This window comes from Emticicia sp. SJ17W-69 (genome assembly GCF_051209875.1).
Taxonomy (GTDB): Bacteria; Bacteroidota; Bacteroidia; order Cytophagales; family Spirosomataceae; genus Emticicia.
In genome coordinates this window covers 66,674-73,546 of sequence record NZ_JBNTQY010000005.1, presented here as the reverse complement: position 1 = coordinate 73,546, position 6,873 = coordinate 66,674, and the positions used below count along the sequence as shown (strand labels likewise).

Annotated in this window: 4 protein-coding genes; all 4 read left to right on the top strand. The window is 35.0% G+C overall.

What is annotated here, in order from left to right; translation table 11 throughout:
• Positions 1–1,478, top strand: a 1,478-nt coding sequence (locus ACQUQZ_RS25285) for a hypothetical protein (RefSeq protein ID WP_435358013.1), incomplete at its 5' end; no start/stop codon positions are given.
• Between the two features lie 27 nt (positions 1,479–1,505).
• Entirely contained in the window at positions 1,506–2,309 is an 804-nt protein-coding gene (locus tag ACQUQZ_RS25280; RefSeq protein WP_435358012.1) for an SDR family NAD(P)-dependent oxidoreductase, read from the top strand.
• Between the two features lie 37 nt (positions 2,310–2,346).
• Positions 2,347–3,867 (top strand): hypothetical protein, encoded by a 1,521-nt coding sequence (locus ACQUQZ_RS25275; RefSeq protein ID WP_435358011.1) that lies wholly within the window; start codon positions 2,347–2,349, stop codon positions 3,865–3,867.
• Between the two features lie 275 nt (positions 3,868–4,142).
• Positions 4,143–6,851 (top strand): hybrid sensor histidine kinase/response regulator transcription factor, encoded by a 2,709-nt coding sequence (locus ACQUQZ_RS25270; protein WP_435358010.1) that lies wholly within the window; start codon positions 4,143–4,145, stop codon positions 6,849–6,851.
• Positions 6,852–6,873 lie beyond the last annotated feature (22 nt).

Here is a 6,873-nt window from a genome sequence, read left to right as displayed (position 1 = left end):
TGCACGCAATGAGAATTTTGAAAGACAAATTTCCATCAATCGTTGATGCCTTGGAGCCAGGAGGCTCAGGAAATATGTATGCAGGATTAAACGCCGAAGAAAGCGAAGCCTTGAAAGAAGTAACACAAATGGGCTTTCCGCCAAAATCATGGTTTGGCTACAAAGATATGGGTATACACGGCTTTTTGGTATTATATCAAGGAGTTACGATGGCTGATAACAGTTATTTCACTAAAGATTTTTGGAATAAACCAGGCTATTTAGGTTACAAACCAACAAAGTCACTTTTAAATGCTCGAATTCAGAAACTCAGCACTATTAAAACGTCTATTGGTATCAGTGAAGCGGTTTCTTTAGGTTTAGTTGAAGCTGTATCTGAGAATGATAGAGGAAGTGCTGACAATGCTTGGAAAAGTATGGGCGGAAAAGAAGGTGGACGACCAGTTGCTTTTGAATTAACTGACCAATTGCCAAATGTGGGTTTTATAGGTGGCGATTTAATCATAAAAAGTGGAGCTGCAGCTGGTAAAACACTTCAACTTACCAAAGCAGAAAACAATAAAGTAGCATTAGCACCTACCAATCCGCCGCAATTATTACTACTGATTAAGCAAGGAGATACAGTACAAGTAGATAATTCTAATTTCTTAGCTATTCAAACGTATCATAGACACCAAGTACCTGGGCCAGAATATAAAGTTTGGAACCAATTTCGTGATGCACAAGGAAAACCAATCTATCCTCAACGTCCGATGCAACTTGGCCCATTGTTCACAAGAGCTGCATCTGGTACATTACCCGTTGGCAAATTTAAAGGTAAAATGATACTCTTGGGTTCGTTGTTAGATAGAGAAGCTTTCCCGTGGCAGTGTGACTGGTACCGTGAAAGAGTTAAAGAGCAGTTAGGAACAGAGACAGACAATAACTTCAAACTTTGGTACACTGAAAATGCCTTGCATGGAGATCTAGCTTCTCAACTGGGTGACCCAACTCATGCCGTGAGTTATACGGGTGTTTTACAACAAGCTCTTCTTGATTTAAGCGACTGGGTAGAAAAAGACATTGAGCCAGCTAAAAGTACTGTTTATAAGATTGAGAATGGTCAAGTTATCGTACCAACATCTGCATCAGAGAGAAAGGGTATCCAGCCTATTCCTAATTTATTGGTAAATGGCAAAAAACGGGCCGACATTAAATCGGGTAAAACTTTGACTTTTGTGGCAACTATAGATATTCCGACCAATTCAGGCAAAATAGTAGCTGCTGATTTTGATTTTGATGGTTCTGGAAAGTTTGCCACTCAGGGGAAAATTGTGACAAAAAATAGTTCAACTGCGATAGTGCAAGTAACACGAAAATTTGACAAAAAGGGTACTTTTCTACCAACCATAAGAGTTGCTTTGCAAAGAGAAGACGATGCAAAAACTGCTTTTACACGCATCCAAAATTTGGATAGAGTAAGAGTAGTGGTAGAATAAAAAAAATTAAATTTTAAAGCGATAATCATGAAAGTCAACAATAAGGTAATCATAGTAACAGGTGCTGGCAGTGGCATGGGGCGAGAATTAACCCTCAATTTGCTCTCAAAAGGAGTTAAAGTAGCGGCAATTGATTTGAACGAAACCAGTTTAAAGGAAACCATAGAGCTGAGCAAAGTAGATAGTTCACAATTGAAAACCTATCTTTTGAATATAACGGATAAACATAAGGTAGAGAAAACCGTTCAAAAAATCATTGCTGATTTTGGACAAGTGGATGGCATTATCAATAATGCGGGTATTATTCAACCATTTATCAAAGTTAATGATTTGGGTTTTGACACAATCGAGCGTGTAATGAATGTCAATTTCTATGGCACGCTTTACTTCGTTAAAGCCCTTTTACCTCATTTATTGACCCGTCCAGAAGCTCATATTGTTAATATATCAAGTATGGGTGGTTTTTTACCAGTTCCTGGGCAAACCATTTATGGAGCATCTAAGGCGGCAGTTAAACTTTTAACTGAAGGTTTACATTCTGAATTAATGGCTACGAATGTGAAGGTTTCGGTGGTTTTTCCCGGTGCAATTGCTACGAATATTACTACAAATTCAGGCTTAGAAATGCCGAAAAGGAGTAATGCTGAAAACTCCAAAATGAAACCTTTACCTGCTTCTGAAGCTGCTGAAATTATCATTGAAGGTATGGAAAATAACAGCTATCGCATCATGGTAGGAAAAGATGCTAAGTTTTTAGACCTTTTTTATAGATTCAGTCCGAAAAGAGCAGCTTCATTTATTGCCAATAAAATGAAAGAATTGGTGAAGTAAGTATTATATAATTTTTAAATTTAAAATTTTGACTGATATGAAAAATATTCTTCTTGGCTTTTTTCTCACTTTTTTAATGAGTTTGACTTCAATAGTACAGGCTCAATACACTGGAAATAGTATTAATTTGAAGCAAATGAAGCTCATTGGAAAAGTGGATGAACGATTTCAATCATTTAATGTAGAAATGTGTGAGGTAATTGGTGGAGACTTCTGGATTCCTTATGAGTTAATAGATTCGGTCAGAAAGCACTCAAATAAAAAAGGTATTGAAGCTCTGAAATGGAAAATTGAACCCATAAATCTCTATGACCAAAAACTTCGTAATCTTGCCGCTGCATTGGGGCCAACCTATGTAAGAGTGAGCGGTACTTGGGCTAATGCTCTTTATTTTCAAAATAATGATGAACCAAAATTGGCAAGTCCTCCCGTTGGCTTTAAAAATATTCTCACTCGTCAGCAGTGGAAAGGCGTGGTAGATTTTTGCAAAGCAGTAGATGGTAAATTGGTAAGTTCTTTCCCCATGAGTGAAGGGATGCACGATGAAAAGGGCAATTGGAAGCCAGAACAAGTAAAAGCAATTTTAGATTATACGCATTCTTTAAAAGGAGAAATTGCCGCCGCCGAATTATTCAATGAGCCTTCTCATGCTTATCACGGCGATGTGAGTAAAGAATACAGAGGAATCAATTTTGCTAATGATTTATCAGCGTTTAAAAAATTAACCGCTGATATTTCTCCCAATATGAAAATTATTGGCCCTGGTTCAACTGGCGAAGGAGGCATACTCCCACCAAAGAGTATAGATCTAACATTAGACGAACTATTAAATCAAAAACCAAAACCAACGTTTGATGTTTTTACTTATCATTATTATGGAACGGTTTCAAAACGCTGTGGCGGTGGGCAAAAACTTGAGAATGCTTTAAGTGCCGAATGGCTGAGCAAAGCAGAAAAAGGGCTTGATTTTTATCAAAATGCAAGGGATAAATACAACCCAAATGCCCCCATTTGGCTAACAGAAACAGCCGAATCAGCCTGTGGTGGAAACCCACTTGCAGCAACCTATATTGATAGCTTTAGATATTTAGAACAACTCGGACGTTTGGCAAAAAAGGGCGTTCAGGTAGTCATGCACAATACACTTGCAAGAAGTGAATATGCTTTGCTCGACCAAGATACACATAATCCAAGACCCAACTACTGGGCAGCTTTACTATGGAATAAACTAATGGGTACTGAAGTTTATGAGGCAGGAAGCTTAAGTTCGGGTGTTGATATATTCGCTCATAATTTAAAAGGTAAATCTAAAAAAGGAAGAACACTTTTGATTTTAAATACAAATGATACTGAAACAGCGATAGTTATTCCTAATGCAGGAACGCAATACTTGCTTACTGCAGATGAACTTTTGACTAAAAAAGTCAAACTAAATGGTCAAGAACTCAAATTAAAGGCTGATGATAATGTCCCAACTTTAAAAGGAGACAAAATAAAAGCAGGTGTCTTGAAATTGCCAGCACACAGCATTGTATTCTTGACTTTTGAAAAGGTATAGCAACTTAATAAATTGAATTTTAAGACGATTTAAAGGTTAATATTTTCTTTGTGATTCAAAACTTCAGAATGTAGGTTTAAGATAGTTTTTCTCATTTTTAACTTTTATGCTCACATAATGACAAAGAATTCTTCAACTTAAACCAAGTTTAAGGCTTTGGTTTAATTGATTGTAATAGCGTATTATATGAAATTGAATATCGGATGTAACATTTTTAATATTACTTGAACATTTATTAATATCTCATTCTTCATAATGTTTCATACTTTTGTTGAATGAAATCAACAGTTTCCAAAGCTTTATTTATTGCATTTGCTGCTTTTGTAGCTATCTCTTGCTCTTATCAACAAGAACATCAATACCGTATTGTATTTTTGCAATGCTGTCATGATGAATGGAGAGATGTAATGAACAGCGAAATGAAAAGGGAATTAGCATTTCATCCAGAAATAAATTTGGAAATTGTTGATTCTTACAGTGATACAGAAAAACAGGTTGAACAAATTCGATCTCTCGCCAAACAAAAAATAGATTTACTTATCATTACACCGAATGAAGCTAAACCGCTTACTGCTGCGATAGAGGAAATTTATAAGTCAGGCATTCCTGTTATTTTTGTTGACCGAAAAACTGATTCCGAACATTATTCTGCTTATATTGGTGCCGACAACTATGAATTAGGCAAAACCGCTGGTAAATTCATAGCCAGTCAATTTAGGAGTGGGGGTAGTATTATTGAAATACAATTAGAAATGACTTCTTCCCCTGCAACTGAACGAAATCGAGGCTTTCATGATGCGATAGCCGCGGCTCCGAATCTTAAAATAGTGGAAGCTCTTGAAACAAAAAACGGTTTAGAAGACATTAATACACATATTCCACGAATCTTAAATGAGCACCCTGAAACGAATATTGTTTTTGCTCATACAGATTTTTTAGGAGTAACCGCCTATAAAGTAGCTCAAAAAGAAGGGAAAGTCAAAAACTTATTTTTTGTTGGTATTGATGCCATTCCTGTAACAAAGGGTATGCAGGATGTAAAAAATGGTGTCCTAAATGCCACATTATTGTATCCTACGGGTGGAGCAGAAGCGATTCAAACTGCTGTAAAAATCCTAAAAAAACAACCCTTTAAGAAAGAGAATAAGCTTTTAACTAATGTAATAACCTCAGATAATGTGGATATTATGCTTTCTCAAATTCAGAAAATAAAAGAACAACAAGTAGAAATTGAACGAGAAATATTAAAAATTACGCAATTAAATAAAACCTATTCTTCTCAACGAAACAGACTATATTTTATCAGTGCTTTACTCACAATTGTAGTTATTTTGGGGGCATTTTTATATTTTCTTTTACAGGAAAAGCAACATTCAAATAAGATTTTAGAAGAGCAAAATTTGGCGATTCTTGAACAAAAAAATGAAATTGAAAAAGTATCACTTTTAGCTCGCAAAGCAACCGAAGATAAGATGCGATTTTACTCCTATATTTCACATGAATTCAAAACACCATTGAGTCTTATTCTTACACCTACCGAGGATTTACTTCAAAGAAAAAACACTGATTTAAAAGAAACTCATAGTACGCTTCAATTAATTTATAAAAACGCTAATCGCCTTTTGCGACTCGTTGACCAACTTTTAGAAATGAGGAAGTTGGATGCAGGAAAAATGGAATTAGAACGAAGTCAAAATGATTTAGTTGCTTTTATCAAAGATATTGTGGGCGATTTTAGTGTAAAAGCCAAACAGAAGCACATTGACCTTCAGTTTATTAGTCCATTTAAAGAGTTGTCATTTGCATTTGATACTGAAAAATTAGATAAAGTTTTATTCAATATTATTTCAAATGCATTCAAATTTACACCCGATGGTGGATTGATTCATGTTTCTATTTTAAAGAATACCGATAAAATCGAAATTAATATTGCCGATAATGGCATCGGTATGAATGCAGAAGAAAAAGCACATGCTTTTGATTTATTTTATAGAGGCAACAAAAATATTTCGTTAGGAACAGGCTTAGGTTTGGCACTTTCACAAGAATTTGTAACGCTACATGGAGGGGAAATTTCAATAAACTCTGAAAAAAACAAAGGTACAACTTTCAAGATTAGCTTGCCTATTATTGAAACGAAACAAGTTTTGGAAGAAAAATCTACTGCTATTTCTTATAAAACAACCTATGAATTTGATGATAGTGAACCACTGTTGATTAAAAATAACTCCAAACATACATTTGAAAATACCATTATTCTCATCGAAGATAACCGAGATTTAAACTTGTTTTTAAATCAAAAATTAGAGAAACAATATAATGTTGTTGCCACAGAAAATGCCGAACAAGGCTGGCAAGAAATTCTGTCTTATATTCCAGATATTATTATTTGTGATGTCATGCTGTCAGGAATGGATGGTTTTGCCCTAACACAAAAAGTAAAATCAGATTTCAGAACCTCACATATTCCAGTAATTTTATTAACCGCTAAAAGTCAAATCGAAAATCAGATTGAAGGAACAAAAGCTGGTGCAGATGATTATATTTTGAAACCATTTAATCAACAATTACTGGAAGAAAAACTGAAAGTATTGGTAGAAAACCGTGATAGAATGAGGCGAAGATTCTCGAATGAAGTTATTAATCCAAATCAATTACAGAAAGGAGAACGCAGGTTTCTATTAGAATTTGAAGCTTTAATTGACAAAAATATCAAGGACAGTACACTTTCAGTTGAGAAATTAAGTCAAGAGTTAGGAATGTCAAGGGTACAGTTATTTAGAAAAATATCGGCATTGACCAATAAAAACGTAGCTGATTATATTGCTGAATACAAACTCCAAAAAGCGAAAATTTTATTGAAAGAAGAAGAAAAAAACATCGCTGAAATCGCCTACGAATTGGGTTTCAGTACCCCAAGTTATTTCACAACATTCTTCAAACAAAAAACCAACCAAACGCCAACTGAATGGCGGAATGGGTGATTGTAACAATAGTGATATTCCA